The 17,629-nt window shown below is 63.4% G+C and carries 13 protein-coding genes; all 13 read left to right on the top strand.

All coding sequences use genetic code 11. The annotated features are described in order from the left end of the window. Window positions 1–60 precede the first annotated feature (60 nt). The 13 genes from HOP59_RS21550 (at window position 61) to HOP59_RS21490 (ending at window position 17,615) form a co-directional block, all read left to right on the top strand. Window positions 61–1,410 (top strand): methyl-accepting chemotaxis protein, encoded by a 1,350-nt coding sequence (locus HOP59_RS21550; protein WP_010628887.1) that lies wholly within the window; start codon window positions 61–63, stop codon window positions 1,408–1,410. A gap of 83 nt (window positions 1,411–1,493) precedes the next feature. After that, entirely contained in the window at window positions 1,494–3,689 is a 2,196-nt protein-coding gene (locus HOP59_RS21545; RefSeq protein ID WP_234255550.1) for a methyl-accepting chemotaxis protein, read from the top strand. Between the two features lie 35 nt (window positions 3,690–3,724). Then, window positions 3,725–5,908, top strand: a complete 2,184-nt coding sequence (locus HOP59_RS21540) for a methyl-accepting chemotaxis protein (protein ID WP_234255549.1) — start codon at window positions 3,725–3,727, stop codon at window positions 5,906–5,908. Next, window positions 5,905–6,771: a CheR family methyltransferase gene (locus HOP59_RS21535; protein WP_010628884.1), complete on the top strand. Its 867-nt coding sequence runs from the start codon at window positions 5,905–5,907 to the stop codon at window positions 6,769–6,771. Before HOP59_RS21540 ends, HOP59_RS21535 begins: the two co-directional genes overlap by 4 nt. Window positions 6,772–6,893: 122 nt before the next feature. Beyond that, entirely contained in the window at window positions 6,894–7,955 is a 1,062-nt protein-coding gene (locus HOP59_RS21530; protein WP_010628883.1) for a protein-glutamate methylesterase/protein-glutamine glutaminase, read from the top strand. 72 nt (window positions 7,956–8,027) lie between these two features. Continuing rightward, entirely contained in the window at window positions 8,028–9,773 is a 1,746-nt protein-coding gene (locus tag HOP59_RS21525; protein ID WP_234255548.1) for a methyl-accepting chemotaxis protein, read from the top strand. Between the two features lie 78 nt (window positions 9,774–9,851). After that, the gene (gene cheY, locus HOP59_RS21520) at window positions 9,852–10,241 is read left to right on the top strand and encodes a chemotaxis response regulator CheY (RefSeq protein ID WP_010628881.1); all 390 of its coding nucleotides are present in this window, start codon (window positions 9,852–9,854) and stop codon (window positions 10,239–10,241) included. 39 nt (window positions 10,242–10,280) lie between these two features. Beyond that, window positions 10,281–10,955, top strand: a complete 675-nt coding sequence (cheZ, locus tag HOP59_RS21515) for a protein phosphatase CheZ (protein ID WP_010628880.1) — start codon at window positions 10,281–10,283, stop codon at window positions 10,953–10,955. Window positions 10,956–11,116: 161 nt separating this feature from the next. Continuing rightward, on the top strand, window positions 11,117–12,313 hold the full coding sequence (gene flhB / locus HOP59_RS21510) for a flagellar biosynthesis protein FlhB (RefSeq protein WP_010628879.1): 1,197 nt from the start codon (window positions 11,117–11,119) through the stop codon (window positions 12,311–12,313). Continuing rightward, entirely contained in the window at window positions 12,310–14,391 is a 2,082-nt protein-coding gene (gene flhA / locus HOP59_RS21505) for a flagellar biosynthesis protein FlhA (RefSeq protein WP_010628878.1), read from the top strand. The genes flhB and flhA overlap by 4 nt, the downstream gene beginning before the upstream one ends. 3 nt (window positions 14,392–14,394) lie before the next feature. Further along, window positions 14,395–16,617, top strand: a complete 2,223-nt coding sequence (gene flhF / locus HOP59_RS21500) for a flagellar biosynthesis GTPase FlhF (RefSeq protein ID WP_338073357.1) — start codon at window positions 14,395–14,397, stop codon at window positions 16,615–16,617. Next, a complete protein-coding gene (locus HOP59_RS21495; protein WP_234255547.1) occupies window positions 16,618–17,202 on the top strand; it encodes a hypothetical protein in 585 nt (194 codons plus the stop codon). After that, window positions 17,199–17,615, top strand: a complete 417-nt coding sequence (locus HOP59_RS21490; protein WP_234255546.1) for a flagellar protein FlhE — start codon at window positions 17,199–17,201, stop codon at window positions 17,613–17,615. Before HOP59_RS21495 ends, HOP59_RS21490 begins: the two co-directional genes overlap by 4 nt. Window positions 17,616–17,629: the final 14 nt, after the last annotated feature.

The following is a 17,629-nucleotide window of genomic DNA, read 5'->3' as shown; positions in this document are numbered from 1 at the left end:
AACAAGCCGATATTATCATTACCGGCGACTCGTCAGCGGGGAATTGCCAGGGAGGAAGACGTGAAGCTAATCGATAACCTGACGGTCAGGGCCAGTTGGTTTCTGGTATTGCTCTTTTTCGGCGGCATGATCGTCGTGCTGAGCGGCCTGGGCCTCTATGCCTTGCAGCAGAGCGCCGCCGCCGTCGCGGCCATGGCACCGCATGCCGGAGAGTCGGGCGCCGCTTACCTGGCGGCGTTCGAGACCATGTCCGGCCTGATGCGCCTGGCCATCGTTGCCGTACTGGCCGGGTCTTTGTTGGTCATGGTCATCGTCGTGTGGGGCATCAGCGTCAACGTGCTGAAGCCACTCGCGCGCCTGGTGGGGTATTTCGAAGGGTTGGCCAAGGGCGATCTTTCTCAACCGGTGGAGAGGCGCGGCAACAACGAGATCGGTCGGCTCTTCAACTCGCTCAGGCATATGCAGGATGGGCTTTCTCAGACCGTCGGCACGGTGCGTAGCAGTAGCGAGGGCATCTACGTCGGTGCCCAGGACATTGCTGAGGGCAACGGTGAGCTGTCGTCGCGTACGGAGCAGCAGGCCGCCTCACTGGCCGAGACCGCCTCGAGCATGGAGGAGCTGGCTTCCACCGTGGAGCAGAACGCCGACAATGCGCGGCAGGCAAGCCAGCTGGCAGTCGAAGCCTCGCGTACCGCGGCTCAGGGTGGCGAGGTGGTCGGTGAGGTCGTCGCGACCATGCACGACATCAGCGAGAGCTCGCATCAGATGTCCGACATCATCGGTGTGATCGATAGCATCGCTTTCCAGACCAATATCCTCGCGCTGAATGCCTCGGTGGAGGCTGCCCGCGCCGGAGAGCACGGCCGCGGCTTTGCCGTAGTGGCTCAGGAAGTGCGCAGTCTGGCAGGGCGCAGTGCCTCTGCTGCGGGGGAAATCCGCACGCTGATCGCGGCGTCGCTGGAAAAGGTCGACGTCGGCACAGCCCGTGCAGACAAGGCGGGTCAGACCATGAGCGAGATCGTCGCCGCCGTGCAGCGAGTGAGCGACATCATGGACGAGATCGCCTCGGCCTCGCTGGAGCAGAGCAATGGCATTGGGCAGGTCAATCAGGCCGTGACCCAGATGGATCAGGTCACCCAGCAGAATGCCGCGCTGGTACAGCAGGCGGCGACGGCGGCGACTCAGCTCGAAGCCGAGGCGGCTCGCCTGCGTGAGGCCGTGCTGCGCTTCCGTCTGGCAGGGCAGGCCGGCAAAGCGGAGCAGGAGCGTGCCGTGCGGCCTGTTTCCGGTGGCAGCCAAGTCGCCAGGCTGGAGCACGATCCGCTGCCGGCCAAGCGCCACAATGCCCAGGCAACATCGTCGAATGCTACGCGAAATGAAAAAGAAGAGGAGCAGTGGGCCTCGTTTTGAGGTTTCGATGCTCTCGAGCAGGTGGAGACACGCACGCTGGTACTCCGCTTCCTGATGAAATGCGGTAGTTGGGGGAATAACAAATGCGCAATAACCAACCGGTGACACAGCGGGAGTACAAGCTGAACGATCAGCACCTGCTGATCACGCGGACCGATCTCGATGGCCGCATCACTTACGCCAACGCTGCGTTCGTCGAGGTCAGCGGCTTTGAGCATGTCGAGCTCATCGGGGCCAACCACAACATCATTCGTCATCCCGACATGCCACCCGAAGCCTTTGCCGACCTATGGCAGGCGATCAAGCGCGGCGACTCCTGGCAGGGTGTGGTCAAGAACCGGCGTAAGGATGGCGATCACTACTGGGTCAACGCCACGGTCACGCCGATCGTCGAGAATGGAGAGTGCCTCGGCTACACCTCGGTGCGTACGGCAGTGGAGCCTCATGTTGCCGAGGCGGTAGGGCGTGCCTACGAGCAGCTAAGAGCGGGTCGCTCCGGCCTTGCCATCCGCCAAGGGCAGGTGATTCGTCGCGGGCCCCTGGGGTGGCTGGCACGTACCAACCTGCACAGCATCCGTGCGCGGCTCTCCATGCTGACGTTTTCGGCGCTGCTGCTGCTTACCATCAGCGGAGGTGTCGGGTTGTACGGCCTGCAAGTTTCGGGCGAGCGTCTGGCCGAGCTCAACCGCGACGGTTTGCAGGACGTGATTCGACTGCAGCAGCTCGATCAGGCTATCGCCGATGCGCCGCAGCGGCTCTCCGGCCAGGAACGTATGGCGCTGCTCAACGTACGTCACGATGTCGCCGAGTCCCTGGTGGTCGGCAGTGAGCGTTTGACACAGCTGTGGCAGGAGTATCTTGCGCGGGACGTGAACCGTACGCCGGTTGCCATGGAGTTCGATGCGGCACTGACCCGTTACATGCAAGAAGGTCTGGTTCCCATGGCGGAAGCGCTGGGTGGCCCCGAGGCGTTCGATGCCATGATGGCGTTGAACAACGAAACGGCGGGGCTGCGAGAAAGTGCCGATGCGCTGTCGGACCTGGTCAATCAGCTCGTGGAGCAGCAACGGCTCGCGGCGTTGAGCATGGCGGAAGAGGCCGAGCGTGGCCAACAGCAGATGTTGTTCGGGCAGTTGGCATTCCTGGCGCTGGGCTTCGTGCTGCTGTTGGTCATCAGCGTATGGATCATGCGTGCCATCACGCGACCGGTGCGACGTGCCATCGATTTCAGTCTGCAGATCGCTTCGGGCAACCTGGCGGTACGTGCGCCGAAACAGAGTCGTGATGAAATCGGCGAGCTGCTGGGTTCGCTGGATACCATGCGCAAGAGTCTCTACAGCACGACCGAGAGGGTACAGCAGGGCATCGACGTGGTAACGCCGGCGTCGCGCTCCATCGCTCAGGGCAACGAGGATCTCTCCGCTCGCACCGAACAGCAGGCCGCCTCGCTGCAGCAGACCGCCTCCAGCATGGAAGAGATGACCACCACGGTGCAGCAGAACACCGACAACGCTCGTCAGGCCAGTGGGCTGGCGCTGGACAATGCCAGCCGCGTGCGCGACACCGGCGAGCTGATGCACGGCGTGGTGCAGACCATGGGACGCATCACCGCCGGGGCGGAGAAGATGAAGGACATCATCAACGTGATCGACTCCATCGCCTTCCAGACCAACATCCTGGCGTTGAACGCCTCGGTGGAGGCGGCGCGGGCGGGAGAGCAGGGGCGTGGCTTCGCGGTGGTGGCCGGCGAGGTGCGCAATTTGGCCGGTCGCAGCGCGGATGCCGCCAAGGAAATTCGCCAGCTGATCGACGGCTCGGCCAGCGAGATCCATGAAGGCGCCAGTCAGGTGCAGCGAGCCGAGCAGGCGATGGCCGAAGTGGTGGCGGCCTCTCAGCGGGTCAACGACATCATGGGTGAGATCACCGCCGCCTCGGAAGAGCAGAGCAGCGGTATCGGCCAGATCAATCAGGCGATCACCGAGATGGACCAGGTCACGCAGCAGAACGCCGAGCGCGTGCAGCAGAGCGCGCGGGCAGCCAGCGACCTGCAGCATCAGGCCGAACAATTGGCACAGACCATCCGTGTCTTCCGCTTGCGGGGGGCCGGGCTCGAAAAGGTGGAGAGCCTCTCGGGTAACAAGGATGCCAACACGCATCATCAAGCCGGCACGCAAAGAAAGCCGGTCCAGACGCCAGCCTTGCAGCATGACCCTCTCCCCAGCAGGCGAGCATCGACCGGAAACCGGTCGGCCGCCGAGGAAGAGTGGGAAACGTTCTAATGGGGATTCTCATGAGGCGGTGAAGGATAATAACTATGCGTGACAATCAACCGGTGACACAGCGGGAACTCAAGCTTGACGATCAGCACCTGCTCATCACGCGCACGGATCTGGAGGGGCGGATCACCTATGCCAACTCCGCATTCGTGGAAGTGAGTGGGTACGCCCACGAGGAGTTGATCGGGTCGCCTCACAATCTGATCCGCCACCCCGACATGCCCAAGGCAGCCTTCGCCGACCTGTGGAAGACCGTGAAGGGCGGTAACACATGGCAGGGAGTGATCCGGAACCGATGCAAGAACGGTGATCACTACTGGGTGCAGGCTGCGGTCACGCCGATCTTCGAAGAAGGCAAGTGCCTGGGCTACACCTCGGTGTGTACACGCGCTGCGGAAAAGGATATCGACAAGGCATCGAAAGCCTATGCCCTGCTGCGGGAAGGGAGGGGCAAGCTGGCATTCAAGCAAGGGCAGCTGGTGCGTCGTGGACCCTTGGCGGTCCTGGCCCGGCTCAACGTGCACACCATTCGTGCCAAGCTGGTAATGCTGACCGTAGTCCCCGTCTTGCTACTGTTGCTCAGCGGTGCCGTGGGGCTCTACGGGCTCAAGGTATCGGGCGACAGGGTTGCTGAACTGAACGGCAATGTGGTGCAGGATATTGCCGATCTGCAGCGCATCGATCAGCTGCTGAGCCAGCTGATGATCGATCTGGAGCGACCGGTGCGCAATCCCAGAGCACTACGGATGGAGCAGATTCAAGAGTTGGCGGGTGAGGCGGAAGGCGTCGTCGAGCGAATCCAGGCCGCCTGGGCGAGCTTCCTCGAAGGAGAGGATACGACCCTCGGCGAAGTGGCTGAGTTGAGCACCCGGCTCGATACTGCCATCGATAGCGGTATCCGTCCGACCCTGAAGGCACTGATCGACGGCAGCGGCTTTGCCGCCTATGAAGCCTACAATGACGTGCTGCGCCCGGAAGTCGACGCCATGGGCAGCAGCATCAACACCCTGGTAGCAGGCAAGCTCGACTATGCTGATCGATTGGCTGCCGAAGCCGAGCGCGGTCAGCAGATGATGCTGACCGGCCAGATCGCAGCGCTGTCGGTGGGGATTCTGTTCCTGGTTCTGCTGGGCATCTGGACCCTGCGTGCGATTACGCGACCGGTTAACCGGGCCGTCGATTTCACCCTGCAGGTGGCCTCGGGCAATCTGGCGGTGCGCTCACCGGACCGGACCCGCGATGAGATCGGCGTGCTGCTCGGGGCACTCAATACCATGCGCAAGAGTCTCTACAGCACCACCGCCAGCGTGCAGCAGGGCATCGACGTGGTAACGCCGGCGTCGCGCTCCATTGCTCAGGGCAACGAGGATCTCTCCGCGCGCACCGAGCAGCAGGCCGCCTCGCTGCAGCAGACCGCCTCCAGCATGGAGGAGATGACCACCACGGTGCAGCAGAACACCGACAACGCTCGTCAGGCCAGTGGGCTGGCACTGGACAATGCCAGCCGCGTGCGTGATACCGGCGAGCTGATGCACGGCGTGGTGCAGACCATGGGGCGCATCACCGCCGGGGCGGAGAAGATGAAGGACATCATCAACGTGATCGACTCCATCGCCTTCCAGACCAACATCCTGGCGTTGAACGCCTCGGTGGAGGCGGCGCGGGCGGGAGAGCAGGGGCGTGGCTTCGCGGTGGTGGCCGGCGAGGTGCGCAATTTGGCCGGTCGCAGCGCGGATGCCGCCAAGGAAATTCGCCAACTGATCGACGGCTCGGCCAGCGAGATCCATGAAGGCGCCAGCCAGGTGCAGCGAGCCGAGCAGGCGATGGCCGAAGTGGTGGCGGCCTCGCAGCGGGTCAACGACATCATGGGTGAGATCACCGCCGCCTCGGAAGAGCAGAGCAGCGGTATCGGCCAGATCAATCAGGCGATCACCGAGATGGACCAGGTCACGCAGCAGAACGCCGAACGCGTGCAGCAGAGCGCGCGGGCAGCCAGCGACCTGCAGCATCAGGCCGAACTACTGGCTCGTGCCATCCGCGTGTTCCGCCTGCGCGGCGCCGGCCCCGAGCAGGTGCCGAGCCCGCAGCAGAAACATTCTTTAGATACACGGACCGAACGAACGAGTGCCGCCCCCGCGTTGTCGCACGACCCGCTTCCCGTGAAGCGGGCCGCCGTCAAGCCGAGCAAAGTGGCCACCGATGAGGAGTGGGAAACGTTTTGACACAGTTTCGGGCGCCCGGTAGCGAACCGGGGCAATGGTCAGGGCTGGGTCACCTGGAGCGTGACCTGGTGCTGACCGATGAGGACTTTGCCAAGATCCGCCAGCTGATCTATCAGCGGGCCGGAATCGTACTGGCGGAGCACAAGCGTGAGATGGTCTACAGTCGTCTGGCCAAGCGCTTGCGGCATCATGGCCTGACCCGCTTCAGCGACTATCTGGAAAGGCTGGCACGCCAACCCGATGCGCGGGAGTGGGAGGCATTCACCAATGCTTTGACCACCAATCTCACCGCTTTTTTCCGCGAGATGCACCATTTCCCGCTGCTGGCAGAACACGTCAGAAAGGCCACGGGGCCTGTGCGTATCTGGAGCGCGGCGGCCTCCACCGGCGAGGAGCCCTACTCCATCGCCATGACGCTGCACGAGAGCCTGGGTGCACGAGCTACCGAAGCTCGTGTGGTGGCGACCGATATCGATACCGAGGCCTTGGCCCGTGCTCGGGCCGGGGTCTATCCCATCGAGCAGGTGCGCAAGCTCGATGATGAGCGGGTGAGGCGCTTTTTCCAGAAAGGGCGGGGGCAGCAAGAAGGTTTGGCCAGGGTGCGTCCGGAAGTGACGTCCATGGTGGAGTTCCTGCACATGAACCTGCTGGCTCCTCAATGGCCGATCAAGGGGCCTTTCGACGCCATCTTTTGTCGTAACGTGATGATCTATTTCGACAAGCAGACCCAGGCACGCATCCTCGAACGCTTCGCTCCCTTGCTCAAGCCCGATGGCCTGCTATTTGCCGGCCACTCCGAAAATTTCTCGTACATCAGCAAGGTATTTCGCCTGCGTGGGCAAACCGTTTACACCCTGGCCTAGCAAGTGCCCGTGCTCGGCCAGTTTTCGCCTAATGCCTAAAGTTTTTGCCGACCGTGCCGATCAATGAGGCATACCCTTTGCTGCGGGTCGCAAAGACTCCCCTACGTGACAGGAGATTTGCCTTGGGATCGAACAGGATCAAGGTGTTGTGCGTTGACGATTCGGCGCTGATTCGTGATCTGCTCAGCGAGATCATCAACTCGCAGCCGGACATGGAAGTGGTGGCCGTGGCACCGGATCCACTGGTCGCGCGCGATCTCATCAAACAGCACAACCCCGATGTCCTGACGCTCGACGTCGAGATGCCGCGCATGGACGGTCTCGACTTTCTCGAGCGTCTCATGCGTCTGCGTCCGATGCCGGTGCTGATGGTCTCTTCGCTGACCCAGGCCGGTTCGGAAATCACACTGCGTGCTTTGGAGCTGGGAGCGCTCGATTTCGTCGCCAAGCCGTCGCTGGGCATTCGCAGCGGTATGCTGGAGTACGCCAACGACATCGCCGAGAAGATCCGCGCCGCCGCCAAGTCGCGACCGCGACAGGCGCGCCAGGCTCAGGCAGCACCGCGTGAGGCGCTCAAGGCGCCCCTGGTATCGAGTGAGAAACTGATCATCATCGGTGCCTCCACCGGCGGCACGGAAGCGATCCGTGCCGTGCTCGAGCCGCTGCCGGCCAACAGCCCGGCCATTCTGATCACGCAACACATGCCCGGTGGTTTCACCCGCTCTTTCGCCGAACGGCTCAACCGCCTGTGCAACATTACCGTGAAGGAAGCCAGCGACGGCGAGCGTGTGCTACCGGGGCATGCCTATATCGCTCCGGGGGATGCACATCTCAAGTTGGCGCGAAGCGGGGCGAACTACGTTGCCAGACTCGACGACGGCCCGCCGGTCAACCGCCATCGCCCATCGGTGGACGTGCTGTTCCACTCCGCCGCCACCCAGGCCGGGCGCAACGCCATCGGCGTGATACTGACTGGCATGGGCAAGGATGGCGCCGCCGGCCTGCTGGAGATGCGTCAGGCAGGCTCGGCCACCCTGGCACAGGACGAAGCGAGCTGCGTGGTCTTTGGCATGCCGCGGGAAGCCATCTCGCTGGGCGGGGCCGTGGAGGTGGTCGGCCTCGACGAGATTCCGGAACGACTGATGGCACTGGTGGCCGTGTCCGGCCGTGCCCAGCGTGTCTGACTATTTTCTATTTCATCAAGAACAACAACAAGAAACAGGAATTTACCTGTCTTAATCGCGAGGAACGCCGAAATGAGCCGCATTTTACGTAACATCAGCATTCATGCTTCCATGATTGCCGTGCTGGTCTGCTTTGCCGTACTGATCGGTGTGGTGTCGTTGCTCTCGATCATGTCGGACCGGCAGGCCACGCGAATCATGGTCGATCTCGATAGTATCAACGTGCAGCAGCTCAACGAGATCAACCGTGCCGATGCGCTGCTCAACGTGGCACGCGTGAGCCTTGAGATCGCTTCCAACCAGATCATGCTGGGTCGTATGGCAGATGCCAACCAGCAGCTCGATATCGCCGCCAATCGCATGGATCGCGCAGAGGTCAGGCTTAGCAACTTTGCAGCCGTGCCGAAGTCGGCTGAGGCACAGGAGCTGGCGCAGCAGCTCGAGCGGAATTTTCATACCGTGCTGGGCCTCGTTCGTGAGCAGCATATTGCTTTGGACGAACTCAATACACCGGGATTCGGTAATCTTCGTGACCAGTTGATCGAGCCGAGTAACGCGCTGGCTGAGAACATGACCGAGTTCGTTGCCTACGGTTTCAGCAGTGGCCAGGCCATGACCGAAGACTTCCGCGTTCAGTCGGAGCGCTTTGTGTTCATCACCCTGGGCGCGCTGTTGCTGGCGCTGGTGGTACTGGTGCTGGTCTATGTGGGGCTGCGCAGCACGGTGATCCGCCCGCTCAACTCGGCGGTCAAGCATCTGCAGGCCATCGCCAAGGCCGACCTGACGGCCAGAATACCCGAGGGCAGTCGCAACGAGATCGGCAAGCTCTTCAATGCCATGCGCAACATGCAACAGAGCCTGACGCGTATCGTCGGCCAGGTGCGAGACGGCAGCAGCTCGATTCATATCGGTACGCGCGAGATTGCCAGCGGCAATGCCGACCTCTCCTCGCGCACCGAGCAGCAGGCGGCTTCGCTCGAGGAGACGGCCTCCAGCATGGAAGAGCTCACTGCCACGGTGCGCCAGAATGCCGACAACGCGCGTCAGGCCAGCGGGCTGGCCCTGGATGCCTCGACCACGGCAGAACAAGGCGGCGAGGTGGTGGATCGCGTGGTCAAGACCATGGTGGGAATTTCGACCAGCTCGCAGAAGATCAGCGATATCACCAGTGTCATCGATTCCATCGCCTTCCAGACCAACATTCTGGCATTGAACGCCTCGGTGGAGGCGGCGCGGGCCGGTGAACAGGGGCGCGGTTTCGCCGTGGTGGCCGGTGAGGTGCGCAACTTGGCCAGCCGCAGCGCCACGGCGGCCAAGGAGATCAAGGAGCTCATCGATGGTTCGGTGGCTCAGGTCAAGGAAGGGTCGCTGCTGGCCGAGCAGGCCGGCGAGACCATGGACGAGGTGGTCAAGGCCGTGCGTCGGGTCACCGACATCATGGACGAGATCTCCGCAGCGTCCCAGGAGCAGAGCGACGGTATCGAGCAGGTGAGCCAGGCGGTGGGTCAGATGGATCAGGTGACCCAGCAGAATGCCTCGCTGGTGCAGCAGGCAACGGCCGCCGCCGCCTCGCTGGAGGAGCAGGCGAATCGTCTGGAGCAGGCCGTGGCCGTGTTCCGTCTGTCCGGCGACGTGGAGTCCGAGATCAAGACAGATGCTGGCGGCGGGGCTTTGGCGAAGCGCGTCGGCGTGCCTGCCCTGGCCGAGCCGGGCGCCTCGTCGCGCAGCGCGTCGCGCGTACCGGCCGAGATCGACCCCAAGCCCAGCCGCAAGCCCCGTAAAGAGACGGTGGCCGAGGGTGACTGGGAAGAGTTCTGAGTAGTGTAAACGAATCCCGACGGCACTTGGGCGGCCGTCGGTCATGGATCATTGCCTGGATAGAAGAGAGGAATCCCGATGGCCGATAAGAACATGAGCTTTCTGGTGGTAGACGACTTTCCGACCATGCGTCGGATCGTTCGGAGCCTGCTCAAGGAGCTCGGTTACACCAACGTCGAAGAGGCCGAAGATGGCCAGGAGGCGCTGAGCAAGCTGCGCGGCGGTTCGTTCGAGTTCGTGGTGTCCGACTGGAACATGCCGAATCTCGACGGCCTGGAGATGCTCAAGCAGATTCGCGCCGATGCCGCGCTCAAGGACCTGCCCGTGCTGATGGTCACGGCCGAGGCCAAGAAGGAGAACATCATCGCGGCAGCCCAGGCGGGCGCCAGCGGGTACGTGGTGAAACCCTTCACCGCCGCCACGCTGGAAGAGAAACTCAACAAGATATTCGAGAAACTGGGCAAGTGATGGCGGCTGGCCTGTCCTGCTTGCGAAGGAGACGACAAGATGAGCTCAAACGAGTCGCCCGGTGCTGCCGGTGAGGACCTGGTCCAGCGCATCGGCCAGCTGACTCGCATGCTGCGGGAAAGCATGCGTGAGCTGGGGCTGGACAAGGAGATCGAGAAGGCGGCGGAAGCCATCCCCGATGCGAGGGACCGGCTGAACTACGTCGCCACCATGACCGAGCAAGCGGCCGAGCGTGCTCTGAATGCCATCGATCGTGCCCAGCCCCTGCAGGATTCGATCAGCAGCGGCGCCGAGTCGCTAGACAAGCGCTGGGCAGCGTGGTTTGCCGAGCCCAAGGAGCTCGACGAGGCGCGCGAGCTGGTCAAAGAGACCCGCTCCTATCTGGCCGAGGTGCCCGACAAGACCCAGGCGACCCAGAAGGAGCTGCTCGAGATCATGATGGCCCAGGACTTCCAGGACCTGACCGGCCAGGTGATCAAGAAGATGATGGACGTGATCCGTGAGATCGAGCACCAACTGGTTCAGGTGCTGATCGACAACGTACCCGAGGAGCTGGCCCGCGAGAACATGCAGCGCAAGGCCAACGACCAGTGGGAGAACGATGCGCGGCGGCGGGAAGAGGGGCTCAAGAACGGCCCGCAGATCAAGCCCGGCGCCGATGTGGTCACCAATCAGGATCAGGTGGACGATTTGCTCGACCAACTCGGTTTCTGATTGTAGTTTAGCGATTTGCTTAGCCGTCTCTTCCAACTGTACTACCTTCCCTGCGCCGAGGGTCGTGGCCGATAAAGCCACGATCATCGGCGCTTTTTGGCGTATCGCCATCCCCCCGTTGACGCCACAATGGCCACCGTGCGGAAAAGTGTGCGGGAGCCATGGCCGACCAGAGCAGCGATCAGGAAAAGACCGAAGAGGCTACGCCTCGTCGCCTCGAGAAGGCGCGAGAGGAAGGCCAGGTCGCCCGCTCTCGTGAGCTGACCACCTTCATGCTGCTATTGGGTGGTGTGGTCGGCATGTGGTCGATGGGGGCGCTGCTTTACGACCAGTTGGGCCTGGTAATGGAGCAGGCCTTCCTGTTCGAGAGGCGTCAGGCCTTTGAAACCGGTCCCATGCTGAGCAATGTGCTCGACCTGGGAACGCGCACGCTGTTGACCATGCTGCCGCTGTTTCTGTTGTTGACGGTGGTGGCATTGGTGGCACCGGCGCTGCTGGGCGGTTGGCTGATCTCGGCAAAGTCACTCAAGCCTCAGATGTCTAAGCTCAACCCGTTCAAGGGGCTGAAGCGCATGTTCGGCGTCCAGGCCCTGGTCGAGCTGTTCAAGGCGGTGGCCAAGTCGACGCTGATAGGCGGTGTGGGCATGGCATACCTTTACTTCAACCGCGGGGAATACCTGTCGTTGATGGATCAGCCGACCACCCAGGCGTTGGCGCGGGCTTTGATGATGGCTGCCCAGGCCTGTGGGCTTATGGTATTGACGCTGCTGGTGGTGATTCTGATCGACGTGCCTTACCAGCTGTGGAGTCATGCCAAGAAGTTGCGCATGTCCAAAGAGGAGGTCAAGCGCGAACACAAGGAGTCGGAGGGCGACCCGCACGTCAAGGCGCGGATTCGCTCCCAGCAGCAGGCGATGGCGCGCGGTCGTATGATGAGCAAGGTACCGGAGGCCGATGTGATCATCACCAACCCCACCCACTATGCCGTGGCGCTGCAATATGACGAGATGCGCATGGGGGCTCCCCGCGTTGTAGCCAAGGGCGCCGACATGGTGGCGGCACGTATCCGCGAGCTGGGCGAGGAAGCCGGCGTTCCGCTGCTTCAGGCGCCACCGCTGGCCCGGGCGCTGTATCATCACGTCGATCTGGACCGCGAAATTCCGCTGGATCTGTATACCGCCGTGGCGGAAGTGCTGGCCTGGGCCTTCCGTCTCAAGCACGTTACCCAAGAGGGGGGAGAGGTGCCGCCTACACCCGAAGACTTGCCTATCCCAGAGAGCCTGGCCGTGCCGGCTACTGACACGGGCAATGATGCCGCTGATCAGGGGCCGTCCGTGCCCGATGGAGCGCGTCGATGAAATCCCTGAGCCATCTCATTGGGCGTCGCGACTGGATGGGCGACGTGCGCATGAAGCTGCTGGCCGGTCCGATCCTGATCATCATGATCCTCGGCATGATGATCGTTCCGCTGCCGCCTTTTGCACTCGATCTGCTGTTCACCTTCAACATTGCACTGGCCGTGATGGTGCTGCTGGTCAGCATGTTCACCCAGAAGCCGCTGGATTTTGCCGCTTTCCCGGCGGTGCTGCTGTTTACCACGCTGCTGCGACTGTCGCTCAACGTGGCTTCGACCCGGGTCATCCTGATGGAAGGACACCAAGGCGGCGACTCCGCCGGCAAGGTGATCGAAGCCTTCGGGCAGTTCCTGATCGGCGGCAACTTCGCCGTGGGCCTGGTGGTGTTCCTGATCCTCGTCATCATCAACTTCATGGTCATCACCAAGGGCGCAGGGAGGATTGCCGAGGTCGGTGCGCGCTTCATGCTCGACGCCATGCCCGGCAAGCAGATGGCCATCGATGCCGACCTCAACGCCGGCCTGATAGGCGAAGAGGACGCACGCAAGCGGCGTGCCGAAGTCGCCCAGGAGGCCGACTTCTACGGCTCCATGGACGGTGCCAGCAAGTTCGTGCGCGGTGACGCCATGGCCGGCCTGGTGATCATGGTGGTCAATATCATCGGCGGGCTGCTGATCGGCATGCTGCAGCACGGCATGGGCTTCGGCGATGCCGCCAAGACCTACACCCTGATGACCATCGGCGATGGCCTGGTGGCCCAGATTCCCGCCTTGATCATCTCAACCGCTGCCGGCGTGACCGTCTCGCGGGTCAATACCGAGCAGGACGTCGGCCAGCAGATGATCAGCCAGCTGTTCGTCAACCCTCAGGTCATGGTGCTGGCGGCGCTGGTCATGGGGCTGCTGGGGCTGGTACCCGGCATGCCCAATCTGGTTTTCCTGATCTTCACCGGACTGCTGGCTGGCTTGGCCTGGATGCTGACGCGCCAGAAGGAGCAGCAACTGGTCGAGCAGGAGCTCAACACTGAGCCGCTACCGCAGCCTGAGGCGCCCGAGGCCAGCTGGGACGACGTGCAATTGGTGGATACACTGGGCTTGGAGGTCGGCCACAGGCTGATCCCGCTGGTGGATCAGCGCCAGGATGGCGAGCTGCTGGGCCGCATCAAGAGCGTGCGCAAGAAATTCGCTCAGGAGGTCGGGTTCCTGCCGGCTGTGGTGCACATTCGCGACAACCTGGAACTGGGTGCCAACACTTACGTGATCACCCTGAAGGGAGCCGAGATCGGCCGCGCTGAAGCCTTCCCGGGACAGTGGCTTGCCATCGACCCCGGTCAGGTCACCGGCCAGCTCCAGGGCACGCCGACTGCCGACCCGGCCTTCGGCCTGCCGGCGATCTGGATCGACGCGGGTCAGCGCGAGCACGCCCAGGTGTACGGCTATACCGTGGTCGATGCCGGCACGGTGATCGCTACCCATCTCAACCACTTGCTGCACCGCCATGCGCCCGAGATGCTCGGCCGTCAGGAGGTTCAGAAGCTGCTCGACAAGCTGGGCGAGGAGCAGAAGTCTCTGGTCGAAGATGTCGTGCCCAAGGCCGTCAACCTGACGGCGCTGCAGCGTATCCTGCAGAACCTGTTGGAAGAGGATGTCTCGATTCGCGACATGCGTACCATACTGGATACGCTGGCCGAGTATGCCCCGCATCAGCAGGACACCAACGAGCTGACGGCGCTGGTACGCATTGCTCTTGGGCGGACGATTACGCAGCAATGGTATCCAGGACGCGATACGCTGAATGTGATCGGCCTGGATGCCCAGCTCGAGCAGGTGCTGATGCAGGCCATGAACGGCAACGGAGCACTCGAGCCCGGGCTGGCAGCAACGCTGATGAGTCAGGCCGAGCAGGCCGTCGAGCGGCATGAGGCCAGCGGAGAGCCACCGGTACTGGTGGTCCAGCACAGTCTGAGGCCGCTGGTGGCCAGGTTCCTGCGTCGGCGCATGCGCCACCTGGTGGTCATGTCACAGGCGGAAATTCCCGATGATCGGACACTGCGCGTCACGTCGCTGGTGGGAGGTCGATAATCAATGAGTGTCATGCGGTTCCTGGGAGCCAACAGTCGCGAAGCCATGCGTCAGGTGCGTGCGGCGCTTGGCGATGAAGCCCTGATTCTGGCCAACCGACATACCGAGCAGGGGGTCGAGATCCTGGCAATGGCCGAGTCGACAGCACCGGCTACCAGCGAGGGAACTTCCCATAAGCAGCCCGAGCCCGAGAGTGCCGCGGCCCGAGCGGTGCCGACAAGCGCAGACCCGGCTCAGTCGCAGGTGCAGGCCTTCGAGGCCATGAGCGCCAGGCTGCTCGAGGAGATGCGTGACATGCGCGCCTTGCTGGCACGCGAGAGAAGCCGGCCGGAGGCGGGTGGCACGGCCGGCGAGCAGTTCGTGCGGGCAATGCTCGAAGCGGGCTTCAGCCCGGCGCTGGCCGAAGAGGTCGTGGCCTCGTTGCCGGAAGAGCTGGCTGAGGTCGAAGCGCTGGACGAGCGTGCCATGGCCTGGCTCGTGCGCCAGCTATCCAAGCGACTCGAAGGCCTGGACGACGAAGCCGCCTTCATGGACCGTGCCGGTATCGTGGCGCTGATCGGTCCTACCGGAGTAGGCAAGACCACCACCACGGCCAAGCTGACGGCACGCTACGTCATGCGCCACGGCACCCGGCCGGTGGCGCTGGTAACCACCGACAGCTTCCGTATCGGCGCTCATGAGCAACTGCGTATCTATTCGCGGCTGCTCGACGTTCCCATGTACGCTCTCAACGCCGACCAGCCGGTATCGGATCTGCTCGAGCGCATGAAAGGCAAGTCATGCGTCATCATCGATACGGTAGGCATGAGCCAGCGCGATCAACGCGTGATCGAACAGATCGGTCACCTGCGCGGCGGCGACACCTCGGTGCGTCTGGTGCTGCTGCTCAATTCTGCCAGTCAGCCGGAGACCCTGGAGGAGGTGGTGGTGCGCTATCGTCAGGCGGCCCAGGCAGCCGGCGGCGAGATTACCGACTGCATCATCACCAAGCTGGACGAGGCGGGCAGGTTGGCCCCTGTGCTGGACATCATCATGCGCCACGGGCTGCGGCTGCTGTTCGTCTCTCACGGCCAGCGGGTGCCGGAGGACATGGCCCTGGCCGAGCCCGTCTCGCTCATCGAGCAGTGTCTGGCCAATCGTGTGCCCCTGGCTCGTTCCACCGCCTCGCCGACGGCCCCAGACATCTCCTCGCGCGGTGCCGGCAATCTGCTGGGGCAGGGGCGCCGACTGGCTACGGTGCTGCAGGCGTTGCGCCAGCGCTTGCCGGCCTTCGACGGGCTGGAAGCCGTATGGAACTTGCTGGGTTTGCCGGCTTCCGTGCAGCAGCAGCGTCTCGATGCGCTGCTGGCGGATCATCCCCGGCCCGGCCAGGCTCACGGCATGCTGTGGAGCGAGCGGCGACGGGTTCCGGGCGAACACTGGGCGATGCCCGATGTGGCACTGAATGCAGAGGGAACCTGGCTGGCGCTGCCGCTGTTGCAGCATCGCCAGGTGGCGGGCCTACAGGCGCGTCTCGAAAGCGCGTTGCAGCACCACGCTGCCGGTGTGCATCTGATGAATGGGCTACCCGATGCCGAGGCCGGCGACTGGCTGGAGCGTCAGGGGCTGTCCTGGTGCAGCCAGGTTCGGAGCAGCTTGCGGGTCGCCCATGCGGGCGAGCGTCACAGCTTGGCGGCGCTGGAGTCGATGGCCGAGGCCACCGGCCAGGCTAGCTGCCGCTTCCGCGGTGCTCCGGCACGTCTCATGCTCGCGACGCTGCCGGTAGAGGTGAGGTTCAAGGGCAGTCGCCGTGAGCGGTCGGGCTTCGACGCGCAGGCCTGGTTTGGTGAGGTTCGCGATGCAGAGAGTGGCAAGGCCTTGGCCAGACGCCATTGGATCGTTCCCGCCGTGCTGAATCGTGACCCCCAGCCGCTGCTGCTCGCGCTGCTGCAAGCCGATGTGTTGCCGCAACTCGCTCGCCGCGCCTGGCAGCGCCTCGAGCATGCTGAAGCTGGCGATCTGCGTGCTGATGTCCGCTTGCTCATGGCTAGTGGACTGGCCACGGTGGCAGCTCACCTCGACCTTGCCGAAGACGAGGCCGCCATGGATCTCAGAGCCGAGCTGTTGGGCCTCGGTGGTGGGCGTCGCCGACGCCGAGACGTGGCGCTGCTCGAGTCTCTACTACAACTTTTCCTGGTGCGCGATGCCATTCGCCACCTTGGCCTCGGTGAACGGGAGACAGGCTAGATGGGATGGGACCAGGCCGCGGGCTTGCGCCAATGGGCAAATGGAACGACGCAGGACGAGTGCCCGACACACGTGGCCGAGATGCTGGTCGAGCTGGCCACAGGAAACAAGGCGGAGAATGTCCGACCCAAGCAGGCCAGCGCTCAGCCTGCCGGCACCAAGGCGGCGGTGGAGCGACCGAGGCCGCCGCGCAGTGAGGGGGAGCGGACGCTGATGGTGCTGGGCCTGCCGGGCACTGCCGAGCGACACACTGCACGAGTCACCGAGCTGCTTGAAAGCTGGGCGCACGAGGGGCGTCGCTGGGTAGGCGATCCCGGCAGCTGGCGTATCGTGGCGCTACCGATCTCCAGCCCGCATCTGTCGCTGCTGGCAGCGCAGCAGTCGCAGTGGGCGCTGTGGATAGACGACGATCTGGAGGCGTTCCGCCGCGGTTATCGCATGCTCAAGCAGATCGCCGAACAGGGTGGCCCGCGTCGCTTGATTGCCGTGCACCCGTCGGGCGTGGGGCGCCAGGGCCTGTTGAGCAATCTCCAGTACGTTGCGGAAGCGTATTTCGATATCGAACTGTTGGTATTGGCGCGATGAAACCGCACAGGCTAGGGCAACTCTGTTTTCTGACCCTTTGCGTGCTGTGGGCGGGCATGGCTCAGGCGGCCGGCAGTTGGGTGGCCACGGCGCCTGCCGTGCACGTCGTCATGGCCGAGCGACCCGCCATGTCCGCTGCCTTGTTGCCGCCATCTCCCGAACTGGCACACGGGCAGGTGATGGGCCGCGTGGTCTGGCAGTTTCAGCCGCCAGCCGGCAGGGAGGTGAACGCCTGGCTCTGCCATCCGGGGGCCTGCATTCGCCTGCCCGGGCCGCGAGGGCAGACCGAGGCACTGGCCGGTGTGCCGGCGGATACGCCACTGAACTTTCAGTTTTCCCTACAGGAGCGTGGGCAGCGTGCCGCAACCCTGCAGGGGCTGCAAGTGATCGTGAATCACGACGACCTGCAGTGATTCTGACCCGTCGA

Source organism: Billgrantia aerodenitrificans, from assembly GCF_021404405.1.
In the GTDB taxonomy this organism is placed as follows: Bacteria; Pseudomonadota; Gammaproteobacteria; order Pseudomonadales; family Halomonadaceae; genus Halomonas; species Halomonas aerodenitrificans.
The sequence above is the reverse complement of the archived record's forward strand: the minus strand, read 5'-3'. Positions and strand labels throughout refer to the sequence as shown.

What these genes read in the sequence shown, in the direction of transcription:
- HOP59_RS21545 (WP_234255550.1), top strand. Translation starts at nt 1,494, where the DNA reads ATGCGCAATAACCAACCGGTGACACAGCGGGAGTACAAGCTGAACGAT.
- HOP59_RS21540 (WP_234255549.1), top strand. Translation starts at nt 3,725, where the DNA reads ATGCGTGACAATCAACCGGTGACACAGCGGGAACTCAAGCTTGACGAT.
- HOP59_RS21525 (WP_234255548.1), top strand. Translation starts at nt 8,028, where the DNA reads ATGAGCCGCATTTTACGTAACATCAGCATTCATGCTTCCATGATTGCC.
- cheY (WP_010628881.1), top strand. Translation starts at nt 9,852, where the DNA reads ATGGCCGATAAGAACATGAGCTTTCTGGTGGTAGACGACTTTCCGACC.
- cheZ (WP_010628880.1), top strand. Translation starts at nt 10,281, where the DNA reads ATGAGCTCAAACGAGTCGCCCGGTGCTGCCGGTGAGGACCTGGTCCAG.
- flhB (WP_010628879.1), top strand. Translation starts at nt 11,117, where the DNA reads ATGGCCGACCAGAGCAGCGATCAGGAAAAGACCGAAGAGGCTACGCCT.
- flhA (WP_010628878.1), top strand. Translation starts at nt 12,310, where the DNA reads ATGAAATCCCTGAGCCATCTCATTGGGCGTCGCGACTGGATGGGCGAC.
- flhF (WP_338073357.1), top strand. Translation starts at nt 14,395, where the DNA reads ATGAGTGTCATGCGGTTCCTGGGAGCCAACAGTCGCGAAGCCATGCGT.
- HOP59_RS21495 (WP_234255547.1), top strand. Translation starts at nt 16,618, where the DNA reads ATGGGATGGGACCAGGCCGCGGGCTTGCGCCAATGGGCAAATGGAACG.
- HOP59_RS21490 (WP_234255546.1), top strand. Translation starts at nt 17,199, where the DNA reads ATGAAACCGCACAGGCTAGGGCAACTCTGTTTTCTGACCCTTTGCGTG.